Below are 23,687 nucleotides of genomic sequence, written 5' to 3'. Positions count from 1 at the left end.
ACATATCAATGAAAGCGAGGTAAACTCATGGAACAATTTTTAGAAAATATTAAAGATCTTGAAGTCACAACTGTTGCCCGTGCTCAAGAAGCACTTGATAATAAAGAAACTGCAACCTTCTTCATCGGTCGTAAAACTTGCCCTTACTGCCGTAAATTTGCTGGTACATTGGCAGGTGTCGTAGCTGAAACCAAAGCCCACATCTACTTCATCAACAGTGAAGAACCGAGCCAACTCAAGGAATTGCAAGAATTCCGCTCACGTTATGGAATCCCAACCGTACCAGGATTTGTTCACATTGCAGATGGACAAATCAATGTCCGTTGCGACTCTTCCATGTCCGCACAAGAAATCAAGGACTTTGCTGGATTGTAAAAATATAAAAAAAAGAAGGCACTCGCCTTCTTTTTTATATATCTGTCAGTGGTGTTGCTGTATCTGGGGAGGTGTCGTAAACTTTAAAGTCTACTCCTACTCCCAAATCAGCTTGTGCTAGCTGATTGACCATGGTCATATGAGCCAGCTCCTTGATGTTGTTTTCCTTAGACAAATGTCCTAGATAGATTTTCTTGGTCCGATTTCCCATTGCACGAATCATGGCCTCAGCACCGTCTTCGTTAGAGAGGTGACCGAGATCCGACAGGATTCGCTGTTTGAGTCGCCAAGCGTAAGATCCTGCTCGCAAGATTTCTACGTCGTGGTTGGATTCGATGAGATAGCCATCCGCATTCTCGACAATTCCTGCCATACGGTCACTGACGTAACCTGTATCGGTCAGCATAACAAAACTCTTGTCATCTTTCATAAAGCGGTAAAACTGGGGTGCTGCCGCATCGTGGCTAACTCCAAAGCTCTCAATGTCGATATCGCCAAAGGTTTTGGTTTTACCCATTTCAAAAATATGCTTCTGCGATGAATCCACCTTGCCAAGATACTTGCTATTTTCCATAGCCTGCCAAGTCTTTTCATTGGCGTAAAGGTCCATACCATATTTGCGAGCCAATACACCAACTCCATGGATATGATCTGAATGCTCATGCGTAATCAAAATCGCATCCAAATCTTCTGGCTTACGATTGATTTCGCTCAAAAGACTGGTGATTTTCTTACCAGACAAGCCTGCATCCACTAAGATTTTCTTTTTTGGCGTTTCCAGATAAAAGGAATTTCCACTGGAACCTGATGCTAAAATACTGTATTTAAAGCCTTTTTCACTCATTCTAGTCTTCTATTTCGTCCTCCCATATTTCTTCTTTTACGGCATCCTTATCATAAGGGAGCACTATAGTAAAGGTTGAGCCCTTACCGTATTCGCTTTTTGCCCAAATAAAACCATTGTGTTGTTTGATGATTTCTTTCGCGATAGCCAGACCCAGACCAGTTCCACCCTGAGCACGACTTCTTGCGCGATCCACACGGTAAAAGCGGTCAAAAATCCTAGGCAAATCTTGTTTTGGAATCCCAAGACCTTGGTCAGAAATTGATAAGATCATCTGGTCATCCGTGGTTTTCATGCTGACCGTAATCTTCCCACCATCTGGGGAATACTTGATGGCATTGTTAAGAATATTATCAATCACCTGGGTCATCTTATCCGTATCAATCTCAATCCAAACTGAAGTTATTGGATAATCTCTCACTAGCTCATATTTTTTCTCTTCATCCTGATTTCTCATCTTATCAAAACGGTTGAGGATAAAGGTGATAAAGGCTGTAAAGTTAATCAACTCTACATCCAGTTTAGTAGTCGCATTGTCAATACGAGATAGATGCAAGAGATCTGTCACCATACGCATCATACGGTTGGTTTCATCGAGTGAAACCTTAATAAAATCAGGGGCGACAGGATCATACAGAGCTCCCTCATCCAAGGCTTCGAGATAAGATTTAACACTGGTCAAAGGAGTACGCAACTCATGACTGACGTTCGAAACAAAGAGTCTTCGCTCACGCTCTTCCTTCTCTTGCTCGGTCGTATCATGTAAAACGGCAACCAAACCAGAGATGAAACCTGACTCACGGCGGACAAGGGCAAAACGTACACGAAGGCTCAAATATTCTCCATTAGCATCCTGAGAATCAATCGTCAACTCAGGTATCTGTGTAATCAGGTCACGCAGCTCATACTCATCTTCTATCTTAAGCAATTCGAGGATGCTTTTATTCAGAACATCTTCTTTCTGCACACCGAGCTGTTTTTTTGCCATATCGTTGATCATAGTAATCTGGCCACGGCGATTGGTCGCAAGGACACCATCTGTCATATAGGAAAGAATGCTATGCAGCCTTTTACTCTCTTGTTCCAAATTTTCTTGAGTCAAACGAATAACTTCTGACAAATCATTCAGATTATTGGTGATGTTGGTGATCTCTGTACTACCCTGCAAGTCCAAAACTTGAGAATAATCACCTGCAATTAAGTCCTTAACCTTCTGATTTATCTCTTTTAACCGGATGTTATCCCGACGATTTTCCAGTAACAGCAAGGTCACCACCAGGATAAAGCCAAGTAAAATCAGGATAAAGATAAAATCACTGGTCAGAATAGTTTGTCTAATATCTTCAATCATTATTTTTCATATAGTAGCCAACACCACGACGTGTGAGGATATACTCTGGACGGCTTGGTGTGTCTTCAATTTTCTCACGCAAACGTCGGATAGTCACGTCCACCGTACGAACATCACCAAAATAGTCATACCCCCAGACAGTCTCAAGCAAGTGTTCACGCGTAATCACTTGTCCAATATGAGAGGCCAAGTGATACAAGAGTTCAAACTCACGGTGGGTCAAATCTAATTCCTCACCATATTTCTTAGCCACGTAAGCATCTGGAACGATTTCCAAATCACCAATTTGTAAGGGCTGCGTCTTCTTCTCATCAGACTCTTGGCTATCCACAGAAACTAGGTCTGTACGACGAAGCAGAGCCTTGACACGTGCTTGCAACTCACGGTTTGAGAAAGGTTTTGTAACATAATCATCTGCACCTAACTCTAAACCAATAACCTTGTCAAACTCGCTATCCTTAGCTGATAGCATGATAATCGGCACGCTACTAGTCTTACGAATAGCTTTAGCAACTTCTAAACCATCAATTTCAGGGAGCATCAAGTCTAGAATAATAATATCTGGTTGCTCTGCTTCAAATAGCTCAATTGCTTCACGACCATTGAAGGCTGTAACAACTTCATAACCTTCCTTGGTCATATTAAACTTAATAATATCCGAGATTGGTTTCTCATCATCTACAATTAATATTTTTTTCATGTTATCACCTTTTCTCTATCTATTATAACAAAAAAATACAAAGAAGGCACAAATGGCTACTGTAAGTCTTCATCTTCAAGAGCTATTTTATAAGCCTGCCAAATCTTTTGTTGAGGTTTAGCAAGTGGATAATCAGAAAACTCCTGAGGAGAAACCCAACGAACTTCCCTGTCAGAAAAATGTTTCAAATCTGTCACTTGACCTGCTAGGATTTGAATATGCCATTTCCGATGACTAAATACATGCTTGACTTGTTCAAAAACTTGATGGGACCAATCAACCTCCAAATCATAATCCTGCTCAAAACTTTCTTGGGGGCTTGGTCCAAATGCACTGCTTACCTCTTTGACTTGAGAAAAAAGATCTAACTGATCATCTTCTCTAGAAAATTCTTCGACTTCAATCAAGGGGAAATGCCAAAATCCAGCTAGCAGTTTTTCGCTTTCATTTTTCTCTAGTAAATATTGACCTCTATCATTGCGCACAACCAAAGCCTTGAGATAAATTGGAAGAGGTTTTTTCTTAGGTTCTTTAATCGGATATCGATCCATGGTTCCCTTCTGATAGGCTGCGCTAAAGTCTCTAATAGGGCTTTCTTCAGGTCGAGGATTAACTGGAGCCTCTATGTCAGAACCTAAATCCATCAGAGCTTGGTTAAAATCACCTGGTCGTTTCGGGTCAATCAAGATTTCCATCATAGCTTGGAAAATCTTTCGATTGCTGGGAACTCCGATATCATGATTAACCTCAAACAAGCGTGCCAAAACTCGCATGACATTGCCATCGACCGCTGGCTCAGGCAAATTAAAAGCGATACTGGAAATAGCTCCCGCAGTGTAAGGGCCAATCCCTTTCAGGCAAGATATTCCTTCATAGGTATTTGGAAATTGCCCCCCAAAGTCAGTCATAATCTGCTGAGCTGCAGCCTGCATATTGCGCACTCGAGAATAATAGCCCAATCCCTCCCAAGCCTTCAGCAGACGCTCTTCAGGGGCATTCGCCAGACTTTCAACAGTTGGAAACCAGTCCAAGAATCGTTCATAATAGGGAATAACTGTATCCACCCTGGTCTGCTGGAGCATGATTTCAGATACCCAGATGTGATAAGGATTTTTACTTCTCCGCCAAGGTAAATCTCTTTTGTTTTCATCATACCAGTCGAGGAGTTTCTCACGAAAAGAAATGATCTTCTCCTCCGGCCACATGACGATACCGTATTTTTTCAAATCTAACATATATCTAGTATAACATAGAAGCTTATTGCTGTCCTTTTCTCAGTACTAAAAAGCCTCTTCCCATGGGAAAGAGGACTAAATCTTATTGATGAACTGCTTGAGCTGCAGTAATTAGTGTAAGATTATATACATCATCTGAGCTACATCCACGTGAAAGGTCATTAACTGGCTTATTCAAACCTTGTAAAACAGGACCTACAGCCGAGAAACCACCGAGACGTTCTGCAATCTTGTAACCGATATTTCCAGCTTCTATACTTGGGAAGATGAATACAGTTGCTTGTCCAGCTACTTTACTTCCTGGAGCTTTCAAAGCTGCCGTTTCAGGGTGGAAGGCCGCATCAAATTGCAATTCCCCATCTATTTCAAGATCTGGACGTAGTTCGTGCGCACGTTGTGTAGCTGCTACTACCTTATCAACGTTCTCACCAAAACCAGAACCTTTACTTGAATAGCTCAACATAGCAATTTTGGGTTCGATACCAAACATTTTCGCAGTGATTGCTGAGTTAATAGCAATTTCAGCTAAGTCATCAGCATCAGGATTAATGTTGATCGCACAGTCTCCGAAAAGATAACGTTCTGAACCACGAGTCATCAAGAAGGCACCTGAAGTACGAGTAACATTAGGACGAGTTTTAATGATTTGAAGGGCTGGACGAACTGTTGCAGCAGTTGAGTGAAGTGCACCTGAAACCATACCGTCAACCAAGCCCATATATACTAGCATTACACCAAAGTAGTTAACGTCTTCACGCAAGAGTCTACCAGCTTCTTCTTCTGATACCTTACCGTTACGACGTTCAACGAGCGCAGCAACCATTTCGTCAAACTTAGCGTAGTGGTCAGGGTCGATAACTTCGTAACCTTCAGTGATCCCTTCGATTTCAAGGTAGATTTTAATTTTTTCAGGTTTACCAAGCAATACTGGGATGACATCTGTTTCTTTAACCAAACGTTTTGTCGCTTGAAGGATACGAGGTTCTTTCCCTTCAGGGAGAACGATGCGTACATTTTTACCAACCAGGTTGGCTTTGAGACTTTCAAAAACTTCCATGAGTTTTCTCCTTTAATAAAATAAATTATACTCCAAATAGTTTTTAAAGAGTATTAGTTGATAACTGAGTAATAAGATTGCTGAAATCATCCGGTAAGGGGCTTTCTAGCTGCAAATCGTGCTCTAGAAAAGGATGATAAAAAGATAAATAATGACAATGCAGAGCCTGACGTTTAATACCGTCATCCAGACTACCACTATACAAATCGTCTCCCAACAAAGGAAAGCCAATATGGGAAAAATGCACTCGTATCTGATGAGTTCGTCCAGTATGCAGGCGAATATCGACTAGGTGAATATTTCCATAAGACGCTACAACTTTGTAAGACGTATGAGCGTATTTCCCACCTTTGGCAACCCGTCTAGTGATAATGGAGTCCACATCACGAGCAATCGGGGCGATAATCTCCCCTTCTGGCTCCAAGACACCAGCTCCTTTAACTAAAGCAAAGTAACGTTTTTCGATAGACTTTCGTTGCAACTGCTTATCTAAACGTGCATGAGCGTAGCCGTGCTTGGCAAAGAGCATCAGACCAGATGTATCCCGATCTAGTCTGGTCACGATATGAACCTGCTGGTTTTCATATTCCTGCTTAACATAGTAGCCTTTGATAAAATTGGCAATGGTATTGGAATGATTGACACTAGGAATGGAGGCTACTCCATAAGGTTTATTCAAAACCAAAAAGTGGTCATCCTCATACAAGATATCCAGTGAACGGTCGATTGCTTCAAGGGTTTCAAAGCCTTCCTCTGCTGGAATGTCAATGGTAACACTGTCTCCAATATCTAAGAGATAAGTCGCATTTTGAGGTTGGTCATTGACCAGAATAGCCCCACCTCGAAACTTAATCTTAGCCAAAAGTCCCTTAGAAACCTCGTGTTTCTTGAGAAAAGTTTTGACTTTGACATGCTCATCTGCGGTAAATTCGAACCTCATTCATCCACCTCGCCGATGAAGGCATCTTTGACACGATTCCAGAAACTAGTGTGGCTTGGTGTCGCTACGAAGTGAATCTTGTGATGGTCGATTTGATACTCAATCCGTTCGATATTACGGAATGAATAGACACTGTTATCTACTGATATCGTGTGGTAATCATTGCGTGTCGGCAAGAGTTCAATCTTATCTTTTTTTGGAATAATGATTGATGATCCCAAAGTGCGATAGACTCGGTTGTTAAGACTCGCTATCTCCGTCAACTGTAAAGCTTCAATGGTCGGATGCAAGACAGCTCCACCCAAGGACTTGTTGTAGGCAGTACTTCCCGTCGGCGTTGAAACAGTCACTCCATCTCCACGAAATCTCTCGAACGGAACATGGTTAATGATGATATCTGCTACCATGGTGCGATCTGATCGACGGATACTAGCTTCATTTAAGGCGCGAAATGTTTTCACTTCTCCATTTTCAAGCGTTACCTTGACATTCAAAACAGGATAGGAAACTTTGGCACCAGTATCTAGTAGGAGATTGGTCACCAACTGATCCAACTCAAAATCACGATAATCTGTGTAAAATCCCAAATGCCCTGTATGAACACCTACAAATCGAACCTTGTCTAACTGATTCTCATACTTGTGGAAAGCAGACAAAAGCATCCCATCTCCACCAATCGAAATGACGATGTCGGGATTGGTATCGTTCAGTATAAAATGTTGTTTCTTTAGTTTTTCCCTCAGTTCATGCAAAACCTTCTGACTCTGCGGCTTTCTATTTGCTATGAGGTCAACTCGTTTACCTGTATTCTTCATCTGTATCGTCACTATTTCCTACACCGTCATTTAATTTTCTGCTCAATGGATCAAAGAGAGCCTGCGCTTCCTGGATGTCATCTCGAATCTTACCCATTTCTTCATCCAGTTGATAAGCAATTTTGGCTGTGATTTCCAGCCTTTTCCTGATTTCTTCTGGGAAATCGCCCTGGTATTTATAATTGAGCGAGTGCTCAATCGTAGCCCAGAAATTCATGGCTAAAGTACGTATTTGAATTTCCGCCAAAATCGTCTTAGCTCCGTTGATCGTATCAACCGTGTACTCGACAACCACGTGATAAGAACGATAACCTGAAGCCTTACGATGAGTGATATAGTCTCGTTCCTGAACGATTCTCATATCTTGGCGTTTACGTAGAATCTCAACTACTTCTTTAACGTCATCAACAAACTGAACCATGACACGTAAACCAGCAATATCTTGCAGATCATGTTCTAGATTTGCATAAGTAATTCCTCGACGAGCCATCTTTTCTTTGATACTTTCAATCGGTTTGACACGACCCGTTACAAACTCAATCGGAGAATGCTTGTTTTGCTTACGATACTGTTTGCGAATTCCTCGAAGTTTTATCTTCAATTCACCAACAGCCTGAATGTAAGGATCTAAAAATTCTTCCCATTCTATGGTCATACTTTCTCCCTTGTAATGTTTGATTGCTCTGTCGAAAATCTTTGATTTTTTCAGTACATTCGTATACAATAAATACATTGTCCATTATACCATAAATCGCTTTCAAAGATATAGAAAAGGTTGAAAAAATGAAACATTTAGAAATAGAATTGAAAACACTTCTGAAAAAAGAGGAATATGATCATCTAAAAAAACAGTTTTCCCATATCCAGCCCGTCCTTCAGAAAAACTACTACATTGACACACCTGATTTTCAATTACGTGAAAAGAAGGTTGCCATGCGCATTCGCACTTTTGCAGATTGGGCGGAATTGACCTTGAAAGTGCCTCAAACTGTAGGAAATATGGAATACAACCAGAAACTAACTCTTCCAGAAGCTGAATCGTACCTAGAAAAACAAAAACTACCTCAAGGGCTCGTTCTAGAAAAGCTCGCTAAGATTGGTATTGAAAGTCATGACTGGCTTGTTTTAGGCTGCCTTTCGACTCTTCGTTATGAAACGAAAACAGAAATTGGCTTAATGGCGTTAGATGAAAGTCACTACTTTGACCAAACGGACTATGAACTCGAGCTTGAAGTCACAGACCATGAAAAAGGGAAAGCCGATTTTCGGAAATTTTTAGATGAAAATCACATAACTTATCAGAAAGCTCCTTCAAAATTAATTCGTTTTATTAAAAGCATGAAAAAAAGCTGAAATAATCTCCTTTTTTTGGTAGAATAGAAAAGATAAAAATAAAAGAATCTTGCTTTGAAAAACAGAACTTTCTCAAAGGAGATTCACAAAGTTTACAGAGGACGGTCTATAATGTCAGATAGAAACAACATGAAACTTTTCACCCTAAACTCTAACCCAGAAATCGCTCAAAAGATTGCGGATACAGTTGGTGTACCTCTCGGAAAATTATCCTCTCGTCAATTTTCTGATGGTGAAATCCAGGTCAACATCGAAGAAAGTGTCCGTGGTTACGATGTTTACATCATCCAGTCAACCAGCTACCCCGTTAGCAACCACTTGATGGAATTATTAATCATGGTTGATGCTTGTGTTCGTGCAAGTGCTCATAGTATCAACGTTGTCCTTCCTTACTTTGGTTATGCTCGTCAGGATCGTATCGCTTCTTCTCGCGAACCCCTCACTGCAAAATTGGTTGCCAATATGCTTGTCAAGGCTGGTGTAAGCCGTGTTCTAACGCTTGACCTCCACGCTGTTCAGGTCCAAGGTTTCTTTGACATTCCTGTAGACAATCTTTATACTGTTCCTCTATTTGCTAAGCACTACTGTGATAAAGGACTTCTTGGCTCTGATGTTGTTGTTGTTAGTCCAAAGAACTCTGGTGTTAAACGTGCTCGTAGTTTGGCTGAATACCTTGATGCCCCTATCGCTATCATTGACTACGCCCAAGACGATTCTGATCGTAACGAAGGCTATATCATTGGGGATGTCGAAGGCAAGAAGGCTATCTTGATTGACGATATTCTAAATACTGGTCGTACTTTCTCTGAAGCAGCCAAAATCGTTGAACGTGAAGGTGCAACTGAGATTTATGCAGTATCTAGTCACGGTTTATTTGTTGAAGGTGCGGCAGACCTCCTTGATGCTACAAACATCAAGGAAATCCTTGTGACAGACTCAGTAGCAACTAAAGAAAGAACTCCAGAAAATGTATGTTACATTACTGCTAGCGAGTTAATCGGAGATGCTATCGTCCGCATCCATGAAAGAAAACCAGTCAGCCCACTCTTTGCTTACAACAAAAAGAAATAAGGTGATTCTTTGATTTATTTGGACAATGCTGCAACGACTCCTATGTCAGCAGTTGCTATTTCAGAAATGACCAAGGTCATGCAAGAAACCCATGGTAATCCTTCTAGTATTCATAGTCATGGTCGACAGGCTGGCAAGCTCTTGCGAGAAGCCCGTCAGGAACTAGCCCAGTTATTGGGGACAAAATCTCAACATATCTTTTTCACATCTGGTGGTACAGAAAGTAACAATACAGCTATTATCGGCTATTGTCTCCGTCATCAAAATCGTGGAAAACATATCATTACGACAGCTATTGAACATCATTCTGTGCTTGAAACTATCGATTATCTGGTGCAACATTTTGGTTTTGAAGCGAGTATCATCCAACCAGTAAATCAAGAAATAACTGCCCAGCAAATTCAAGAAGCTTTACGTGACGATACCATTCTCGTTTCCACTATGTATGCTAATAATGAAACGGGCAGTCTCTTACCTATCGCTGAGATTGGACGTGTTTTAAAAGAGCATCCTGCGGCTTATCATGTAGATGCTGTTCAAGCTATCGGGAAACTTCCTATCCATCCTGAGGAATTGGGAATTGATTTCCTCAGTGCTTCTGCCCACAAATTCCATGGACCAAAAGGAGTCGGCTTTCTTTACGCATCGGCTGGGGACTTTGACTCCTATCTTCATGGTGGTGATCAAGAACAAAAAAAACGGGCTGGAACAGAAAACCTCGCTGCCATTGTAGGCATGGTCGCCGCTCTCAAAGAGGACTTAGAGCAGCAAGCTGAACATTACCAAAAACTAGAGGGATTAAAATCTGCTTTTCTAGATGAGATTGCAGATCTAGAATACTATCTCAACGAAAGCCAACACCAGCTTCCTTATGTTGTCAACATTGGCTTTCCTGGTCAAAAAAATGATTTGCTCTTGTTACGGTTAGACCTTGAAGGAATTTCAATTTCTACCGGTTCGGCTTGTACTGCTGGTATTGTGCAAACCAGTCATGTGCTTGAAGCATTTTATGGACCAGATTCGCATCGTTTAACAGAATCTGTCCGTATCAGTCTCTCTCCTCTTAACACCGAAGAAGAACTGAAACAACTCGCACAAACCTTAAAAAATATTATTGGAGATTAATCTAATGGCATTCGAAAAAACCATTAAACTACAAAACTGCCGCTACGACTACACACTTAGCCCAACTGTCAAAAAGTTCACACTGAAAGATAATACTTTTTTTGAAACAAAAGTTGGAAACTTCGAACTGACTCGTCTACTTGAAAAAGTACCCAACAGTGGTGAAGGCTTCAAGCTAAAAATCATCATCAATAAAGACCTTACAGGTGCTAAACTCAACATTACTGACAAGTCAGGTCTTCGTTTGGTTAATATCTTTAAATCAGAAGACCACCACATTCATCAGGAAAAATTCTACTTCCTCATGGACAGCCTTGTAGAACGCGGAATCTTCACAAAAGAAGAAAGATAATTGGCTATGTATCAACTTACCTATCAAGATAGTTATCAAGTAGAGCGTACCCTTGAATTTGAAAATTACGAAGAGCTTATGTTATCTCTATCAGGTTGTGTAACTCTTCCAGATACATTCCTAGTCACTTCATTAACCTTTGATGATAAAGTTATCTATCAAGGATTGGTCGGAGATCTCTACCGTTTTCTATCACAAGCTAATTTTTAAAACTAAAACTAAGATTTTCTTAGTTTTTTCTTGTTTTTGTTGATTTTTTCACAATGTTTCTATAAAATAGAAGAATAGAAAGGTTGTGGTTTTGTGAAAGATAAACAGTCTGCTATTCCAAAAGCAACAGCAAAAAGACTCTCTCTCTACTATCGAATTTTCAAGAGATTTCATGCCGAGAAAATCGAACGTGCCAACTCCAAGCAAATTGCAGAGGCTATCGGTATCGATTCTGCGACTGTTCGTCGTGATTTTTCCTATTTTGGCGAACTAGGTCGTCGTGGTTTTGGTTACGATGTCAAAAAATTGATGAATTTTTTTGCTGATCTCCTAAATGATAACTCCATTACAAATGTTATGCTGGTCGGGATTGGAAATATGGGGCATGCCCTTCTCCACTATCGCTTCCATGAGCGTAACAAGATGAAAATCATCATGGCATTTGACCTAGATAACCATCCAGAAGTTGGAACCCAGACACCTGATGGAATTCCAATCTATGGTATCTCTCAAATTAAAGAAAAAATCAAAGAGGCAGATGTTAAAACTGCTATCCTAACTGTTCCAAGTGTTAAATCACAAGAAGTCGCCAATCTTTTGGTCGATGCAGGTATAAAAGGTATTCTCAGTTTTTCCCCTGTTCACCTCCACCTTCCAAAAGATGTGGTCGTTCAGTATGTCGATTTGACAAGCGAACTCCAAACCCTCCTCTATTTTATGCGTAAAGAGGATTAGAAAGCGAAAGCATTTATGAAAAAACCAGTTATTGGGATTACAGGAAATGAAAAAGCTCATCCAGATGATAACATCATGATGAGCTATGCAGCAAAGGGCTTTGTTGAAGGAGTCAAGGACGCTGGCGGAATTCCAATCATCCTACCGATTGGTGATCAAGAAATGGCTACCCATTACATCAATATCATTGATAAGCTCATCCTAACGGGTGGGCAAAATGTTGATCCAAAATACTATGGTGAACCAAAGGCTATTGATAGTGATGACTACCACCTTCAAAGAGACCAGTTTGAATTAGCTCTGATTAGGGAAGCTATCAAGCAGAAAAAGCCAATCTTCTCTGTTTGTCGAGGTACCCAGCTCTTTAATGTTGCTATGGGAGGAACGCTTCACCAAGATATCGAAGACCACTGGCAGGATTGTTCAGCCGAATACACGACCCAACGCCTCGTAACGGAACCTGATACGATTCTCCGAGAAATCTATGGAGAAATCTCTCACATCAACTCCTTCCACCACCAGAGCATTAAAGATCTAGCCTCAAATCTTAAGGTTGTAGCACATGATCCTAAAGATGGAATCATTGAGGCTGTGACAACTACGGACGGCTTCCCTTATCTTGGTGTTCAATGGCATCCTGAATTTCTCTTTGAAAACCGCCCCAAAGATAAAACGCTGTTTGACTATGTTGTTAACGAACTCTAGGACTTATAAATAGGTTATTAATCATGAATGAAATTAAAATACCTTCTACTCATGAGATTTTGAGAGATATAGAAGCTAATGTTTTCATATCTTATAAGGAAAAGGAAGCTAATCTTTTCTTATCAAACAATGAAAAAGAAATAAGGGTTTGCTTTCATCTTTCTAATCTCTATAGACTTTTAACAGCGGAAAGTTACCAATCTTTTTCTAAGAATAAAGAGAATTTCGATAAACTATCTCAAAAAGAAAAACAGCTGAAAGAAATGTCTAAAAAGGCAAAACTATTTTGTAAAAAGGCAGATGCTAAACTAAAAAGTAAATTTCATTCACGTCTTTACTTTTACAGAGATATTCTCATTCATAAAAAAAGATATTATAAAATCGAAGATTTCAATTCGATTGTCAACTTTATCGTTCAAGAAGATTTACTTGTACCCACGATAAAACCTCTTCCTGTTATCAATATGGCAGAAGTAGATTCCTATGTTTTAAAAGTAATTGAGTAAGATCATGTGCATTCTTAAATCAAATCCGTCTTTTCACGGTAACTAAAGTAATCAGAGTGAGAGACAATCAAATGGTCCAAGAACACAATTCCCATCAGTTCGCAGGCTTCCTTGACTAGTTTAGTGACATGGTTGTCGTTTCGACTAGGAGATACAGCACCGGATGGATGATTGTGAACGAGAATCACAGACGTTGCCATATGCTTCAAAGCATAGTGAAGGATTTCTCTCGGTTCAGCAATACTGCGTGTCGCAGATCCGATAAAAATAGTTTGCTGATGGATGATTTGATTTTGAGTATTGAGATAGAGCGCCACTAGGTGCTCTTGTTTTTTGTCGCCAAGTTCCTGTTGCATTTTTTTAGCTAGCTTTTGACTGCTGAGAATACTTTCCATCTCAAGGTTTTCATGTTTGTGAATGCGATGTCCCAGTTCAATCACTGCTTGTAATTCAATGGCCTTAATCCGTCCAATACCAGACAGACTCTGCAATTCCTGCAGGGTCATTTTTTTCAAATCAGTTAGACTAGTCAAACTATTCAAGACTTTTTGGGCAATTTCAAAGACATTAGCCTGACGCGTTCCCGTTCTGAGCAAAATAGCTAACAACTCTTGATTGCTCAGAGCCTCTACTCCTTCTTTAACTAGTCTTTCTCTAGGCAAGAGTGAATCTTCTTGGAATGAAATACTGTACATAAAAATCCTCCTCACTTTATTATTCGTGAGAAGGATGGAAAATTAGATTTTTTTCTCAATTGGGGCAACACTGGCTAAGAGTTTTTTCAGCCCCACTTCTGGGAAATTGATTTTCAATTCCTGAGTATCACCACTACCCGAAACTTCTAGGACCGTTCCCTCTCCCCATTTCTTGTGAAGAGCAATATCCCCAATGGACCAACTTGTATCAGTCGAATCTTTTTTATTTCCAGCTGCAAATTGTCCAAATGGGAGACCACTTGACTGGATAGAGCTTGGGGCAGCACTGCGTTTACGGTCTTGAAGTGCCTGAGCCAAACTCATTCCTTGACCGAAGGCAACGCCACCACTGCTATATGAAGCCTTGAAACTGGTATTAGCTGGTCGAGCCAAACCTTGATACTCAAGCAAGTCCGAACTGATTTCATTGATGAAACGTGTTGGGCGGTTGTAGCTAGTACGACCGAAAAGCAAGCGTGAGTTGGCATTGGTCAGATAGAGGATTTTCTCAGCGCGTGTGATACCTACATAGGCCAAACGGCGCTCTTCCTCTAGCTCATCAGGATCCTCAGCTGCACGGCTAAGCGGAAAGACATTCTCTTCCATCCCGATGATAAAGACAACTGGGAACTCCAGTCCTTTCGCTGCATGGAGTGTCATCAAGGTTACTTCCGATGTTTCCTGACTGCCAGAGTCTGTGTCTGCAATCAAGGCCAAGTCATTCAAGAAACGACTGAGTTTATCCAAGCCAGTTTCCTCTTCTTGACTATCGGGATTGTCGTCAAAATTCTTAGTAACTGATAGAAACTCTTCGATGTTTTCAACCCGAGCCTTACTTTCCAAGGTTGCTTGGGCATTTAGAATCTCGACGTAACCTGTTTTTTCTAGGACGGCCTCAACCAACTCTGTAATGCTTAATTGGTCCAGTTGCTCTCGCAAATCCAAAATCATATTGGCAAAGTCCCAAATTGACTGGGCTGCTTTTCCTTTGATGCCAGACAACATGATGTTTGCAGAAGCATCTAGCATGGACATGTCCTGCATATTCGCAAAATCACGGATTTTCTCAACCGTTCCTGGCCCAATTCCACGTTTTGGTTCGTTGATAATCCGCTCAAAACTGATATTGTCACTCAGATTAGCAATGAGGTTGAGGTAGGCGATAATGTCACGAATTTCCTTACGGCTGTAGAACTTGGTTCCACCAACCATAGTGTAAGGAATATTGGACTTGAGCAAGGTTTCCTCAATAGTACGAGATTGCGCATTAGTCCGATAGAGAACTGCAAAATCCTTGTGAAGGAAATTTTGACTGCGACTAAGTTCATCAATGGTTTTGGCTACAAATACAGCCTCATCTTGTTCGTCATTGGCACGATAGTAAATAATCTGCTCCCCATCAGCATTCTGAGTCCAGAGATTCTTAGGATGACGATTTTTATTGTTTTTAATAACATCATTGGCAGCTTGCAGAATGGTTTTGGTTGAACGATAATTTTCTTCTAACAAGACAACCTTAGCTTGAGGATAATCCTTTTCGAAATCCAAGATATTCTGCATATCCGCACCGCGCCAACCGTAGATAGACTGGTCTGCATCCCCAACTACACAGATATTTTTAAAGCGAGATGCCAATAGTTTGACTAGTTGGTACTGGGCATGGTTGGTATCTTGGTACTCATCAACGTGGATGTATTGGAACTTCTGCTGGTAGTAGGTCAAGACATCAGGATTTTGATCAAAGAGACGCAGGGTCAACATGATTAAATCATCAAAGTCAACGGACTCAGACTGACGAAGCTCTTTCTGATAGGCTGTGTAACATTGAGCCACGATTTGCGTGTACATATCTCCAGCTTGATCTGCATAAGCCACATCATCAATCAAGTCATTCTTAGCATTGGAAATGGAACCCAAGATTGTCCGTTCATTCCATTTTTTCGGATCCAAGTTTAACTGCTTGAGAATGCGTTTCATAAGGGTTCGTTGTTCACCAGGATCTACAATGGTGAAATTACGATTGTAGCCGATATGATCCGCATCGCGACGCAGAATACGAACACACATGGAGTGAAAAGTCGCAATCAGACAGTCCTGAGTAGCTGGATTAAGACCATAAGCACGCTCTTTCATCTCACGCGCAGCCTTGTTGGTAAAGGTAATGGCCAAGATATTCCAAGGATTGACCATCTTTTCATCAATCAGATAGGCAATGCGGTGGGTCAAAACACGGGTCTTTCCTGACCCGGCACCCGCCATAATTAACAAGGGGCCTTCTGTCGCTTGCACCGCCTCAGCCTGACGGTCATTCATTCCATTCAATAATGCGTTCATTTTCTCTTCCTTACTCTTGAAGTCAATATTTCTATTATATCAGAATTCAAGGAAAATATCTTTACCTAGACTGGTTGCGTGTGGAATTCTACTCTTTCATATCATCAGGAGGAGTCAATGACTTTTGCATCCAAACAATATCATGCCATTTTCCAAACTTATAGCCTATCTTAGGGAAATGAGCTACTTGTTCATAGCCTCTCTTTTGGTGAAGAGAAATGCTTCTATCATTCGGTAAAGCAATACAAGCTAAGAAGCGTAAGTAACCTCTAGACTCTAGTTCTTCCTCCAGACAGTCATAGAGTAGACTCCCTAACCCTTGACCTTTGGCTTCTTGATTCAAGTAAATTGAGACTTCGACTGACCAATCATAGGCTCTCCTATCATAATAGGTGGAAGCATAGGCATATCCCAAAATTTTGCCTTCTTCCACTAGCACTAGATAAGGATATTTAAGCAAGGTCTTTTGAACTCTTCTTTGAAATTCCTCAACACTTGGCACCTCGTATTCAAATGTAATGGCTGTATTAAGGACATAGGGAGCATAAATAGCAAGTAGGTCTGGAATATCAGACTCCCTTACTGTTCGAATCGTTGACATATATTTCTCTTTCTAAAATCGAAAATGAGCTTGGATAGCTTTTCCAAACTCATTTGAAATCAATTGCAATATACTAGAACAAGCCTAGAACTGTTCCATCGCTTTCAACATCCATGTTCAGAGCGGCTGGACGTTTTGGAAGTCCTGGCATGGTCATAACATCACCAGTTAAGGCTACGATGAAGCCTGCACCTAATTTTGGTACCAATTCACGAATGGTAATTTCAAAGTTTTCTGGTGCTCCAAGTGCATTCGGATTGTCAGAAAAACTGTACTGAGTTTTAGCCATACAGATTGGCAATTTGTCCCATCCATTCTGAACGATTTGGGCAATTTGAGTTTGAGCTTTCTTCTCAAAGTTCACTTTGCTACCACGGTAGATTTCAGTAACAATCTTTTCAATCTTTTCTTGGACAGAAAGGTCATTGTCATAAAGACGAGTGTAGTTGGCCGGATTTTCAGAGATAGTCTTGACAAGTGTTTCGGCAAGTGCTACACCACCTTCTGCGCCATCAGCCCAGACACTAGCCAACTCAACTGGCACATCAATAGAAGCACAAAGTTCCTTCAAGGCTGCGATTTCAGCTTCTGTATCAGAGACAAATTCGTTAATCGCGACAACTGCAGGCACTCCAAATTTACGGATATTTTCAACGTGGCGTTTTAAGTTAGCAAAACCTGCTCGAACTGCTTCTACGTTTTCTTCTGTCAAAGCATCTTTAGCAACGCCACCATTCATCTTGAGGGCACGAAGGGTTGCGACGATGACTACCGCATCTGGAGAAGTTGGCAAGTTTGGGGTCTTGATATCAAGGAATTTCTCAGCACCGAGGTCTGCACCAAAACCAGCTTCAGTAACCGTATAATCAGCCAAGCGTAGGGCTGTGCTTGTCGCCAAAACAGAGTTACAACCGTGAGCGATATTGGCAAATGGACCACCATGTACAAAGGCAGGTGTACCGTAAATTGTCTGAACAAGGTTTGGTTTAATGGCATCCTTCAAGATCAGAGCCAAAGCACCTTCAACCTGCAAATCACCTACAGAAACAGGAGTACGGTCATAGCGGTATCCAATAACGATATTGGCCAAACGACGTTTCAAGTCCTCGATATCCGTTGCCAAGCAAAGAATAGCCATGATTTCAGAAGCAACTGTGATATCAAATCCATCCTCACGTGGAATACCATTTAGAGGACCACCAAGACCAACGGTTACATGGCGCAGCGCACGGTCGTTCAAGTCCACGACACGCTTCCAGAGAATACGACGTTGGTCAATTCCCAGCTCATTTCCTTGGTGCAAGTGGTTGTCAATCAAGGCAGAAAGGGCATTATTAGCAGTTGTAATGGCATGCATGTCTCCAGTAAAGTGGAGATTGATGTCCTCCATTGGCAACACTTGGGCATAACCACCACCGGCTGCACCACCCTTAATCCCCATTACTGGACCAAGTGACGGTTCGCGAATGGCAATCATGGTTTTCTTACCAATCTTGTTTAAGGAATCCGCAAGACCAATGGTAATAGTTGATTTTCCTTCACCTGCTGGTGTTGGGTTGATAGCTGTCACCAAAATCAACTTACCAACTGGATTGCTCTCAACTGCACGAATTTTATCAAAGGTGAGCTTAGCCTTGTACTTTCCATACAACTCCAAATCATCGTAAGAAATACCAAGTTTCTCCACAACATCAACGATTGGCTTCAACTCAATACTCTGTGCGATCTCAATATCTGTTTTCATTCAAAACTCCTCTAACCTCTTATATGATAATTCATTATAACACAAAAAAAGGTTTTTCACATACAAAAAGCTTAGTAAAGTTTATAAACATCAAGTTTTAAGGCCGATTTTAGTCATCTTTTTTACTTTTTATAAGTTTTTATAGCCAAAAACTATAATCTTTCTGGAAAATTAGATGAAAAAAACAAACGCTTTCTTTTGATTCTATTTTATTTTTTGGTACAATAGTCCTATGAAAATTTTAGTTACGTCAGGCGGTACCAGTGAAGCTATCGATAGCGTCCGCGCTATCACTAACCATTCTACAGGTCGCCTGGGGAAAATCATCACTGAAACTTTGCTTGCTGCAGGACATGAAGTTTGTTTGATAACGACAAAACGATCTCTGAAGCCAGAATCCCATCCCAACCTAAGTATTCGAGAAATTACCAATACCCACGAGCTTCTACTAGAAATGCAAGAACGGGTCAAGGATTATCAGGTCTTGATCCACTCAATGGCTGTGTCCGACTACACTCCTGTTTATATGACAGGGCTTGAGGAAGTTCAGGCTAGCTCCAATCTAGAAGAATTTTTAAGCAAGCAAAATCATCAAACTAAGATTTCTTCAACTGATGAGGTTCAGGTTTTATTCCTGAAAAAAACACCCAAAATCATCTCTCTAGTCAAGGAATGGAATCCTGCTATTCATCTGATTGGTTTCAAACTGCTAGTTGATGTTAACGAATATCATCTGGTTGACATTGCTAGAAAAAGTCTTATCAAGAACCAAGCAGACTTAATCATTGCAAATGATCTGACTCAAATTTCAGCAAACCAACATCGTGCAATCTTTGTTGAGAAAGATCATCTTCAAACGGTTCATACTAAAGAAGAAATTGCAGAACTCCTCCTTGAAAAGATTCAATCCTATCATTCATAGAAAGGAAAGCTATGGCAAACATTCTCTTGGCTGTAACTGGGTCAATCGCCTCTTACAAGTCGGCAGATTTAGTCAGTTCTCTAAAAAAACAAGGCCATCAAGTCACTGTCTTAATGACTCAGGCTGCTACAGAGTTTATCCCACCTTTGACACTACAGGTCTTATCACAGAATCCTGTCCACTTGGATGTCATGAAGGAACCCTATCCTGATCAGGTCAATCATATCCAACTTGGTAAAGAAACGGATTTATTTATCGTGGCCCCTGCCACAGCTAACACCATTGCAAAACTAGCACATGGCTTTGCGGACAACATGGTGACTAGTACAGCGTTATCTTTACCCCAAAACATTCCTAAACTACTTGCTCCTGCTATGAATACAAAAATGTATGACCATCCGGCAACTCAAACAAACCTTAAAACTTTAGAAACATATGGTTACAAGCTTATCTCTCCAAAAGAATCCTTACTTGCTTGTGGAGACTACGGAAGGGGAGCTTTGGCAGACCTTGATATTATTTTAGAAAGAATAAAGGAAACTCTCAATGAAAAAACGATCTAATATTGCCCCAATTGCTATCTTTTTTGCGACCATGTTGGTCATTCACTTTCTAAGCTCTCTCTTATTTAATCTATTCCCATTCCCAATTAAACCAACTATCGTGCATGTTCCTGTTATTATTGCAAGTATTATTTACGGTCCACGCGTTGGGGTTACACTTGGATTTTTAATGGGACTACTTAGCTTGACGGTTAACACGATTACGATTCTACCGACAAGTTACCTCTTCTCCCCATTTGTACCAAACGGAAACATCTACTCAGCTATCATAGCTATCGTCCCACGTATTTTGATTGGTTTAACTCCTTATCTAGTTTATAAACTGATGAAAAATAAAACTGGTCTGATTCTAGCTGGTGCCCTTGGTTCCCTTACCAACACCGTCTTTGTCCTTGGTGGAATCTTCTTCCTTTTTGGAAATGTCTTCGATGGCAATATCCAAAAACTCCTAGCAACTGTTATCTCTACAAACTCAATCGCCGAATTGGTTATCTCAGCCATCTTGACTGTAATGATTGTCCCACGTCTCGAAACCTTGAAGAAATAAAAAAAACAACTCCACTTTCGTCCTGAAGGTGGAGTTTAGTAGTTAAAACATAAGAATTAAGTTCCCAGTATTCTTTCTTTACCACATTTAATCAAATATCCATTAAAAATCACTAATGCTTCTTGACTTAACTGATTATTTATTGTACCATACTTGTGTATATACAGATAAATGGAGGTTCTTATGGATATACGGAAAAAAACGCAGTTTATGACCATGACTGCACTGCTCACAGCAATCGCGATTTTGATTCCAATCATTATGCCTTTTAAAATCGTCATCCCACCAGCTTCTTACACTTTAGGAAGCCATATCGCCATCTTTATCGCCATGTTCCTATCACCTTTGATGGCTGCTTTTGTGATTATTGCTTCGAGTCTCGGTTTCCTGATGGCAGGCTACCCTATGGTTATCGTTCTGCGCGCCTTTTCTCACATCGTTTTTGGTATTTTGGGAGCATTTTACTTAAAAAAATTCCCTGAAACCTTGGATAAACCAAAGGCATCTTGGATTTTTAACTTTGTTTTGGGTGTTGTTCACGCTATCGCTGAAGTACTAGCTTGTATCATCTTTTATGCTACTTCAGGGACAAACGTTGAAAATATGTTTTATGTTCTCTTTGTCCTAGTTGGTTTTGGCACAATCGTTCATAGTATGGTAGACTATACATTAGCACTAGCTGTCTATAAAGTGCTTCGAAAACGTCGCTAAAAGGAAAAACTATGACAAAGGATCGCAAACAAGCTCTTCTCAAACTGTTAAAAGAGGCACCAAAAGCTCTCAATGGTCAAACCTTGGCTGAGCACTTTCATGTTACGCGCCAAGTCATTGTACAGGATATCGCTATTCTCCGAGCAGATGGGGCTCCTATCCTATCCACCAATCGTGGCTATATCTATAAAGAAAACAATGTCAGCCCCTACGTTCACAAACTCTTTAAAGTGAAACATGAACTGGAAGAAATCGGGCAGGAACTTCTAGCTATTGTAGATAATGGCGGACGCGTTCAAAATATCTTAATCGATCATCCCGTTTATGGCGAAATTGAAACCCTACTCAAACTCACTTGCCGCCGAGATGTCCAGCACTTTCTGGAACAAGTCGAGAATTCAGACTTTAGACCCCTTTCTGAATTGACAGATGGCATTCATTACCACCTTGTTGAAGCCGAAACGCAACAAGACCTCCACTATATCGATGAGGCCTTGGATCAGTTAGGTTATTTAGTAAAAGACTAGAAAATTTCTTTCTCCCAGCCGTCCTCTGTACGGTGGCGATAGAAGAACTCAGACTTGTCAGGTGCTTCCATCATTTCCATCAAAGGCAACATATCATAGGCCAGTTCCAAGTTTGGAATCTGGTCTTTTTGCACCCAAGATACTTCTCCTTCTTCTGAGGATTGGAGATTTCCACTAAACTCTGTCGCCTTATAGCAAACGACAATGTAGCGTCCACCTGTATCTAAGGGCCAATTTTTAATGCCGACCAGTTGGGGATTCTGAATGGTCAGGCCAGTTTCTTCGTATATTTCACGAATGACAGACTCGGCAAAGGCCTCGCCATTCTCAACATGACCTCCTGGAAAGGCATAGCCAGACCAGCGATTGTTTTCAGGAGATCGATATTGCATGACTACTCGCTTATTTTCTAAATCTTCGATTAGACAGATGTTGGTTAAAATGGTTGCTTGGGAACGGGACATAGGTTTGCTCGCTTTCTAAATTATTAAATTTTCAGACTTGGTACCAGAGCCATTAGCTTTTACTTTTTAAAATTATTTAGAATAGAATACCATCCGTTTTTCCTTTATAGGTTTTCCAAGGTCAAGCATCTTTTCTTGTCCATCAAAAGTAAAACCCATTTTTTGATAGAAAGCAATGGCACGCTTATTATCTTTCAATACCCATAAGAAAATTTCAGAAAAATGATCAAGAGCATTCAAAGCTGCTTTCACTAACTTTTGTGCGATACCTTTTCCATAATAGTCTTTTAAAATATATAAAGCCATAATTTCACCAGCTTGAATAGTCTCATCACGAAAGTTCCCATAACTGATAAAACCAACTACCTTCATGCCATCTATCGCAATCAATGTATTTTCTGGATACTTTTGACTAAAGAATCGACATCTTTCTAATGTTATTGTCTCCTGAAATTCTGCAGGCAAAAGGTCGTCATAAGCCTCTCTCCACGTTTGCCAGTGAACGAGGGATTTACCTTCTATCTCTTCAGGAGTTTTCATCTTTTTGATAGTAAGATTCATTTATTTTTCTCCTTTCTCTACCCCAACGCCTTCACTTCCTCAGCAACTTTTTGCAGATATTTTTGTCTTGTAGAATTTGTATTCACCTCACGCCCTAACTCACCCAAAATTGAAACTTTCTTTGTTTTAATACCGCAGTGATTTAGGACAGCATTCTTTAATACTGATATTCCATAACTGTCTGGGATATTGATAGGACCTGAAAATACTTTGTACCACCATGTTGGTGCCATTGATGTTGCGTAAATACTGGCCGTTTTTCCTTTTAGTAACTTTTTAAACTGCTGACTTCTTAAGTAGTTCCAAATAAAACTTCCTTTATTATTGGTAGAGTAAGCAATTCCTGGCGTGAAAACACGATCGATCCAACCCTTCAATAAACTAGGCATACTACTCCACCAAATTGGATAGACAAAAATGAAATGATCTGCCCACTGGATTAATTCCTGAGAGCGAAGTATGAAGGAGTCCTCTTCCATACGTTTTCGATAACCATAACGTAATACGGGATCAAAATCTATCTCATTTAGATTAATAGATTCAAGCTCATGATGATTTGAGTCAATATTTTCTACAATCGTTCGAAAAATTTCTTGACAGAAACTTCCCTTGTCAGGATGTCCATTGATGACTAAAATTTTCAT

General features: G+C 40.5%; 29 protein-coding genes. 14 read left to right on the top strand and 15 right to left on the bottom strand.

Annotation, left to right across the window (positions count from 1 at the left end):
- The first annotated feature begins 27 nt into the window (after positions 1-27).
- Positions 28-375 carry a DUF6568 family protein gene (locus AC4ME5_RS00665; RefSeq protein WP_491799358.1) on the top strand — a complete coding sequence of 116 codons (348 nt, stop codon included), beginning with the start codon at positions 28-30 and terminating at the stop codon, positions 373-375.
- Between the two features lie 34 nt (positions 376-409).
- On the opposite strand, the gene AC4ME5_RS00660 is transcribed toward AC4ME5_RS00665, so the two are convergent.
- The 8 genes from AC4ME5_RS00660 to yjbM all read right to left on the bottom strand — a co-directional run bounded on the left by AC4ME5_RS00660 (position 410) and on the right by yjbM (position 7,972).
- A complete protein-coding gene (locus AC4ME5_RS00660) occupies positions 410-1,219 on the bottom strand; it encodes an MBL fold metallo-hydrolase (RefSeq protein WP_001290609.1) in 810 nt (269 codons plus the stop codon).
- 1 nt (position 1,220) lies between these two features.
- Positions 1,221-2,570, bottom strand: a complete 1,350-nt coding sequence (vicK, locus tag AC4ME5_RS00655) for a cell wall metabolism sensor histidine kinase VicK (RefSeq protein WP_213987964.1) — start codon at positions 2,568-2,570, stop codon at positions 1,221-1,223.
- Entirely contained in the window at positions 2,563-3,270 is a 708-nt protein-coding gene (gene yycF / locus AC4ME5_RS00650; RefSeq protein ID WP_033606404.1) for a response regulator YycF, read from the bottom strand. Before yycF ends, vicK begins: the two co-directional genes overlap by 8 nt.
- A 56-nt stretch (positions 3,271-3,326) precedes the next feature.
- Entirely contained in the window at positions 3,327-4,505 is a 1,179-nt protein-coding gene (gene mutY / locus AC4ME5_RS00645; RefSeq protein ID WP_491799357.1) for an A/G-specific adenine glycosylase, read from the bottom strand.
- Positions 4,506-4,587: 82 nt separating this feature from the next.
- Positions 4,588-5,562: a phosphate acetyltransferase gene (pta, locus tag AC4ME5_RS00640; protein WP_491799356.1), complete on the bottom strand. Its 975-nt coding sequence runs from the start codon at positions 5,560-5,562 to the stop codon at positions 4,588-4,590.
- 43 nt (positions 5,563-5,605) lie between these two features.
- A complete protein-coding gene (locus AC4ME5_RS00635; RefSeq protein WP_491799355.1) occupies positions 5,606-6,502 on the bottom strand; it encodes an RluA family pseudouridine synthase in 897 nt (298 codons plus the stop codon).
- A complete protein-coding gene (locus AC4ME5_RS00630) occupies positions 6,499-7,317 on the bottom strand; it encodes an NAD kinase (protein WP_007522021.1) in 819 nt (272 codons plus the stop codon). The genes AC4ME5_RS00635 and AC4ME5_RS00630 overlap by 4 nt, the downstream gene beginning before the upstream one ends.
- Positions 7,301-7,972, bottom strand: coding sequence for a GTP diphosphokinase (gene yjbM / locus AC4ME5_RS00625; protein ID WP_000151551.1), 672 nt, complete (start codon positions 7,970-7,972; stop codon positions 7,301-7,303). Before yjbM ends, AC4ME5_RS00630 begins: the two co-directional genes overlap by 17 nt.
- Positions 7,973-8,100: 128 nt before the next feature.
- On the opposite strand from yjbM, the gene AC4ME5_RS00620 reads away from it, so the two are divergent.
- The 8 genes from AC4ME5_RS00620 (at position 8,101) to AC4ME5_RS00585 (ending at position 13,374) form a co-directional block, all read left to right on the top strand.
- Positions 8,101-8,670: a CYTH domain-containing protein gene (locus AC4ME5_RS00620; RefSeq protein WP_084875074.1), complete on the top strand. Its 570-nt coding sequence runs from the start codon at positions 8,101-8,103 to the stop codon at positions 8,668-8,670.
- A gap of 111 nt (positions 8,671-8,781) precedes the next feature.
- The gene (locus tag AC4ME5_RS00615; protein WP_001283846.1) at positions 8,782-9,741 is read left to right on the top strand and encodes a ribose-phosphate diphosphokinase; all 960 of its coding nucleotides are present in this window, start codon (positions 8,782-8,784) and stop codon (positions 9,739-9,741) included.
- 9 nt (positions 9,742-9,750) lie between these two features.
- Positions 9,751-10,866 carry a cysteine desulfurase family protein gene (locus tag AC4ME5_RS00610; protein ID WP_007522026.1) on the top strand — a complete coding sequence of 372 codons (1,116 nt, stop codon included), beginning with the start codon at positions 9,751-9,753 and terminating at the stop codon, positions 10,864-10,866.
- 4 nt (positions 10,867-10,870) lie between these two features.
- Positions 10,871-11,218, top strand: coding sequence for a DUF1831 domain-containing protein (locus AC4ME5_RS00605; RefSeq protein WP_000863522.1), 348 nt, complete (start codon positions 10,871-10,873; stop codon positions 11,216-11,218).
- A 6-nt stretch (positions 11,219-11,224) separates the two neighbouring features.
- Positions 11,225-11,428 (top strand): DUF4649 family protein, encoded by a 204-nt coding sequence (locus AC4ME5_RS00600; protein ID WP_096422986.1) that lies wholly within the window; start codon positions 11,225-11,227, stop codon positions 11,426-11,428.
- A gap of 93 nt (positions 11,429-11,521) precedes the next feature.
- A complete protein-coding gene (locus AC4ME5_RS00595; protein ID WP_045617198.1) occupies positions 11,522-12,163 on the top strand; it encodes a redox-sensing transcriptional repressor Rex in 642 nt (213 codons plus the stop codon).
- A 15-nt stretch (positions 12,164-12,178) separates the two neighbouring features.
- On the top strand, positions 12,179-12,868 hold the full coding sequence (locus AC4ME5_RS00590; RefSeq protein WP_045617200.1) for a gamma-glutamyl-gamma-aminobutyrate hydrolase family protein: 690 nt from the start codon (positions 12,179-12,181) through the stop codon (positions 12,866-12,868).
- Between the two features lie 23 nt (positions 12,869-12,891).
- On the top strand, positions 12,892-13,374 hold the full coding sequence (locus AC4ME5_RS00585; protein WP_096422150.1) for a hypothetical protein: 483 nt from the start codon (positions 12,892-12,894) through the stop codon (positions 13,372-13,374).
- Positions 13,375-13,388: 14 nt separating this feature from the next.
- Here AC4ME5_RS00585 and radC read toward each other — a convergent pair whose 3' ends face one another.
- The 4 genes from radC to AC4ME5_RS00565 all read right to left on the bottom strand — a co-directional run bounded on the left by radC (position 13,389) and on the right by AC4ME5_RS00565 (position 18,748).
- A complete protein-coding gene (gene radC, locus AC4ME5_RS00580; protein ID WP_195594226.1) occupies positions 13,389-14,069 on the bottom strand; it encodes a RadC family protein in 681 nt (226 codons plus the stop codon).
- 42 nt (positions 14,070-14,111) lie between these two features.
- Entirely contained in the window at positions 14,112-16,403 is a 2,292-nt protein-coding gene (pcrA, locus tag AC4ME5_RS00575) for a DNA helicase PcrA (protein WP_491799354.1), read from the bottom strand.
- Between the two features lie 88 nt (positions 16,404-16,491).
- Positions 16,492-17,004, bottom strand: coding sequence for a GNAT family N-acetyltransferase (locus tag AC4ME5_RS00570; RefSeq protein ID WP_007522035.1), 513 nt, complete (start codon positions 17,002-17,004; stop codon positions 16,492-16,494).
- A 73-nt stretch (positions 17,005-17,077) separates the two neighbouring features.
- Positions 17,078-18,748, bottom strand: coding sequence for a formate--tetrahydrofolate ligase (locus AC4ME5_RS00565; protein WP_007522037.1), 1,671 nt, complete (start codon positions 18,746-18,748; stop codon positions 17,078-17,080).
- Between the two features lie 232 nt (positions 18,749-18,980).
- On the opposite strand from AC4ME5_RS00565, the gene coaB reads away from it, so the two are divergent.
- From coaB to AC4ME5_RS00540, 5 genes are all read left to right on the top strand, one after another.
- A complete protein-coding gene (gene coaB / locus AC4ME5_RS00560; RefSeq protein WP_491799353.1) occupies positions 18,981-19,670 on the top strand; it encodes a phosphopantothenate--cysteine ligase in 690 nt (229 codons plus the stop codon).
- A gap of 11 nt (positions 19,671-19,681) precedes the next feature.
- Positions 19,682-20,233: a phosphopantothenoylcysteine decarboxylase gene (coaC, locus tag AC4ME5_RS00555; RefSeq protein WP_491799352.1), complete on the top strand. Its 552-nt coding sequence runs from the start codon at positions 19,682-19,684 to the stop codon at positions 20,231-20,233.
- A complete protein-coding gene (locus AC4ME5_RS00550; protein WP_109290063.1) occupies positions 20,217-20,780 on the top strand; it encodes an ECF transporter S component in 564 nt (187 codons plus the stop codon). Before coaC ends, AC4ME5_RS00550 begins: the two co-directional genes overlap by 17 nt.
- Positions 20,781-20,963: 183 nt before the next feature.
- Complete coding sequence (locus AC4ME5_RS00545; RefSeq protein WP_000354636.1) at positions 20,964-21,491, top strand: ECF transporter S component; 528 nt, start codon at positions 20,964-20,966, stop codon at positions 21,489-21,491.
- Positions 21,492-21,502: 11 nt separating this feature from the next.
- Positions 21,503-22,018 carry a transcription repressor NadR gene (locus AC4ME5_RS00540; RefSeq protein ID WP_491799351.1) on the top strand — a complete coding sequence of 172 codons (516 nt, stop codon included), beginning with the start codon at positions 21,503-21,505 and terminating at the stop codon, positions 22,016-22,018.
- On the opposite strand, the gene AC4ME5_RS00535 is transcribed toward AC4ME5_RS00540, so the two are convergent.
- The 3 genes from AC4ME5_RS00535 to AC4ME5_RS00525 form a co-directional block, all read right to left on the bottom strand.
- Positions 22,015-22,482: an 8-oxo-dGTP diphosphatase gene (locus AC4ME5_RS00535; protein WP_491799350.1), complete on the bottom strand. Its 468-nt coding sequence runs from the start codon at positions 22,480-22,482 to the stop codon at positions 22,015-22,017. The genes AC4ME5_RS00540 and AC4ME5_RS00535 overlap by 4 nt on opposite strands.
- Positions 22,483-22,554: 72 nt before the next feature.
- The gene (locus AC4ME5_RS00530; protein ID WP_084873163.1) at positions 22,555-23,043 is read right to left on the bottom strand and encodes a GNAT family N-acetyltransferase; all 489 of its coding nucleotides are present in this window, start codon (positions 23,041-23,043) and stop codon (positions 22,555-22,557) included.
- Between the two features lie 17 nt (positions 23,044-23,060).
- Positions 23,061-23,687, bottom strand: a complete 627-nt coding sequence (locus tag AC4ME5_RS00525; protein ID WP_247941569.1) for an NAD(P)H-dependent oxidoreductase — start codon at positions 23,685-23,687, stop codon at positions 23,061-23,063.

This window comes from Streptococcus sp. A69 (assembly GCF_058556195.1).
This window is presented reverse-complemented; position numbering and strand designations above follow the sequence as displayed.

Excerpts from the sequence above, each read along its gene's own strand:
- AC4ME5_RS00565 (WP_007522037.1), bottom strand. The coding sequence starts at position 18,748 with ATGAAAACAGATATTGAGATCGCACAGAGTATTGAGTTGAAGCCAATC.
- coaC (WP_491799352.1), top strand. The coding sequence starts at position 19,682 with ATGGCAAACATTCTCTTGGCTGTAACTGGGTCAATCGCCTCTTACAAG.
- AC4ME5_RS00530 (WP_084873163.1), bottom strand. The coding sequence starts at position 23,043 with ATGAATCTTACTATCAAAAAGATGAAAACTCCTGAAGAGATAGAAGGT.
- yycF (WP_033606404.1), bottom strand. The coding sequence starts at position 3,270 with ATGAAAAAAATATTAATTGTAGATGATGAGAAACCAATCTCGGATATT.
- AC4ME5_RS00550 (WP_109290063.1), top strand. The coding sequence starts at position 20,217 with ATGAAAAAACGATCTAATATTGCCCCAATTGCTATCTTTTTTGCGACC.
- AC4ME5_RS00590 (WP_045617200.1), top strand. The coding sequence starts at position 12,179 with ATGAAAAAACCAGTTATTGGGATTACAGGAAATGAAAAAGCTCATCCA.
- AC4ME5_RS00630 (WP_007522021.1), bottom strand. The coding sequence starts at position 7,317 with ATGAAGAATACAGGTAAACGAGTTGACCTCATAGCAAATAGAAAGCCG.
- mutY (WP_491799357.1), bottom strand. The coding sequence starts at position 4,505 with ATGTTAGATTTGAAAAAATACGGTATCGTCATGTGGCCGGAGGAGAAG.
- AC4ME5_RS00605 (WP_000863522.1), top strand. The coding sequence starts at position 10,871 with ATGGCATTCGAAAAAACCATTAAACTACAAAACTGCCGCTACGACTAC.
- pta (WP_491799356.1), bottom strand. The coding sequence starts at position 5,562 with ATGGAAGTTTTTGAAAGTCTCAAAGCCAACCTGGTTGGTAAAAATGTA.
- AC4ME5_RS00540 (WP_491799351.1), top strand. The coding sequence starts at position 21,503 with ATGACAAAGGATCGCAAACAAGCTCTTCTCAAACTGTTAAAAGAGGCA.
- AC4ME5_RS00635 (WP_491799355.1), bottom strand. The coding sequence starts at position 6,502 with ATGAGGTTCGAATTTACCGCAGATGAGCATGTCAAAGTCAAAACTTTT.
- AC4ME5_RS00615 (WP_001283846.1), top strand. The coding sequence starts at position 8,782 with ATGTCAGATAGAAACAACATGAAACTTTTCACCCTAAACTCTAACCCA.
- radC (WP_195594226.1), bottom strand. The coding sequence starts at position 14,069 with ATGTACAGTATTTCATTCCAAGAAGATTCACTCTTGCCTAGAGAAAGA.
- AC4ME5_RS00600 (WP_096422986.1), top strand. The coding sequence starts at position 11,225 with ATGTATCAACTTACCTATCAAGATAGTTATCAAGTAGAGCGTACCCTT.
- AC4ME5_RS00535 (WP_491799350.1), bottom strand. The coding sequence starts at position 22,482 with ATGTCCCGTTCCCAAGCAACCATTTTAACCAACATCTGTCTAATCGAA.
- AC4ME5_RS00660 (WP_001290609.1), bottom strand. The coding sequence starts at position 1,219 with ATGAGTGAAAAAGGCTTTAAATACAGTATTTTAGCATCAGGTTCCAGT.
- AC4ME5_RS00585 (WP_096422150.1), top strand. The coding sequence starts at position 12,892 with ATGAATGAAATTAAAATACCTTCTACTCATGAGATTTTGAGAGATATA.
- vicK (WP_213987964.1), bottom strand. The coding sequence starts at position 2,570 with ATGATTGAAGATATTAGACAAACTATTCTGACCAGTGATTTTATCTTT.
- yjbM (WP_000151551.1), bottom strand. The coding sequence starts at position 7,972 with ATGACCATAGAATGGGAAGAATTTTTAGATCCTTACATTCAGGCTGTT.
- pcrA (WP_491799354.1), bottom strand. The coding sequence starts at position 16,403 with ATGAACGCATTATTGAATGGAATGAATGACCGTCAGGCTGAGGCGGTG.
- AC4ME5_RS00620 (WP_084875074.1), top strand. The coding sequence starts at position 8,101 with ATGAAACATTTAGAAATAGAATTGAAAACACTTCTGAAAAAAGAGGAA.
- AC4ME5_RS00545 (WP_000354636.1), top strand. The coding sequence starts at position 20,964 with ATGGATATACGGAAAAAAACGCAGTTTATGACCATGACTGCACTGCTC.
- AC4ME5_RS00570 (WP_007522035.1), bottom strand. The coding sequence starts at position 17,004 with ATGTCAACGATTCGAACAGTAAGGGAGTCTGATATTCCAGACCTACTT.
- AC4ME5_RS00665 (WP_491799358.1), top strand. The coding sequence starts at position 28 with ATGGAACAATTTTTAGAAAATATTAAAGATCTTGAAGTCACAACTGTT.
- AC4ME5_RS00525 (WP_247941569.1), bottom strand. The coding sequence starts at position 23,687 with ATGAAAATTTTAGTCATCAATGGACATCCTGACAAGGGAAGTTTCTGT.
- coaB (WP_491799353.1), top strand. The coding sequence starts at position 18,981 with ATGAAAATTTTAGTTACGTCAGGCGGTACCAGTGAAGCTATCGATAGC.